This window comes from Mangrovicoccus algicola (assembly GCF_014903745.1).
Lineage (GTDB): Bacteria > Pseudomonadota > Alphaproteobacteria > Rhodobacterales > Rhodobacteraceae > Mangrovicoccus > Mangrovicoccus algicola.
The window spans coordinates 1-1,850 of the sequence record NZ_JACVXA010000136.1; the positions used below are offsets into that span (position 1 = coordinate 1).

A 1,850-nucleotide genomic window follows, 5' to 3' on the forward strand; every position below is an offset into this window, starting at 1 on the left:
GGCCAGGCGCGCCGCCAGGGCGGACCGCGCGCCTCCGGCGCGCCGCTAGCCGCCCCGGCCTGCGCCAACACGGCCGCTTGCGGCAGGGCGGGCGGATCGTGCAGTCAGGACCCATCGCTTTGCCCTCCAGAAGGATCCGCCCATGCCCGCCCCCCGCCACGCCTTCGTCACCGGTTCGGCCGGCTTCATTGGCTTCCACCTGTCGCGGCTGCTGCTGGCGCAGGGCTGGACCGTCACCGGCTATGACGGGATGAGCGATTATTACGACGTCGCGCTGAAACGCGCGCGCCACGCGATCCTGCTGCAGCACGAGGGCTTCACCGCCCATGAGGCGCAGATCGAGGATGCCGCCACGCTGGAGGCCGCGGTCACCGCCGCGCGCCCCGATGTCATCATCCATCTCGCCGCCCAGGCCGGGGTGCGCTATTCGATCGACAATCCGAGGGTCTATGTGACGGCCAACCTGGAAGGCACGTTCAACCTGATGGAGGCGGCGCTGAAGGTGCGGCCCGCGCATCTGCTGATGGCCTCCACCTCCTCGGTCTACGGCGCCAATACGCAGATGCCCTATGCCGAGACCGACAAGTGCGACACGCAGATGTCCTTCTATGCCGCGACCAAGAAAGCCAACGAGGCGATGGCCCATGCCTGGGCGCATATCCACGGGCTGCCGACCACGATGTTCCGGTTCTTCACCGTCTACGGTCCCTGGGGACGCCCCGACATGGCGCTGTTCAAGTTCACCAAGGCGATCCTGAACGGCGATCCCATCGACATCTACAACCATGGCGAGATGTATCGCGACTTCACCTATGTGGAGGATCTGGTGCGCGGCATCTCGCTGCTGATGGATGCCCCGCCGCCGTCCCCCGGCGCCGATGTCCCCGCCATAGACGGCGACAGCCTCAGCCCGGTCGCCCCCTGGCGCGTGGTCAATATCGGCAATTCCAACAAGGTGAAGCTGCTCGATTTCGTCGACGCGATCGAGGCCGCGACCGGCCGCAGGGCGGAACGCAACTACATGGAAATCCAGCAGGGCGACGTGCCCGCGACCTGGGCCAATGCCGAGCTGCTGCGCGCGCTGACCGGCTATGCGCCGCAGACCGGCATCGCCGAGGGGGTGGGCGCCTTCGTCGACTGGTACCGCGACTATTACCGCGTCTGAGGCGCACGGGGTGCAGCGACCCTGTGGCTCAGCCCCGCCCGGGTGACGCAGGGGCCGCGGCGGGCTAGGATGGGGACGTTTCGCGTTTCCATCACCTGCGTGCCACGAGGTTCCGCCCATGGATCAGCCCAGTTCCGCCCCCGGGGAGGCCCCCGCCTACAGGAAGATCAGGAAGGGCGGGCTGCGCCGCTTCCTCGGCATCCGCCGCGTGATCATCGACGCGATGCGCTGGTACTATACCCGCATCTGGAAGATGGACCTGCATCCCAGCTGCCAGTTCTCGATGTCGGCGAAATTCGACAAGACCTATCCGCAGGGTGTGCATGTCGGCGAGAATTCCTATGTCGCCTTCGAATCGCGCATCCTCTGCCATGACCGCACCCGCGGCCTCTACCTGCATACCCGAATCGGCCGGAACTGCTTCATCGGCGGGTCGAGCCTGATCCTGCCCGGGGTGGAGATCGGCGATGGCTGCGTCGTGGGCGCCGGATCGGTGGTCACGAAATCGGTGCCGCCGGGCTGCGTCGTGGCGGGCAATCCCGCGCGGATCCTGCGCGAGGGGATCGAGGTCGGCGCCTATGGCCGCTTTGCCGATGCCGATGCCCGCGAAAGCGCGCTGGTCGAGGCCGGGGCGTGATCCCCGACCCGCGCCGCCGCCGCCTGATGGCCGCGCTGGCCGTGCTGC

General features: G+C 67.8%; 2 protein-coding genes. Both read left to right on the plus strand.

Annotation, left to right across the window (positions count from 1 at the left end; genetic code table 11):
- The first annotated feature begins 142 nt into the window (after positions 1 to 142).
- Positions 143 to 1,165 (plus strand): NAD-dependent epimerase/dehydratase family protein, encoded by a 1,023-nt coding sequence (locus tag ICN82_RS21100; RefSeq protein WP_193187302.1) that lies wholly within the window; start codon positions 143 to 145, stop codon positions 1,163 to 1,165.
- A 118-nt stretch (positions 1,166 to 1,283) separates the two neighbouring features.
- On the plus strand, positions 1,284 to 1,802 hold the full coding sequence (locus ICN82_RS21680; RefSeq protein ID WP_193187305.1) for an acyltransferase: 519 nt from the start codon (positions 1,284 to 1,286) through the stop codon (positions 1,800 to 1,802).
- Positions 1,803 to 1,850: the final 48 nt, after the last annotated feature.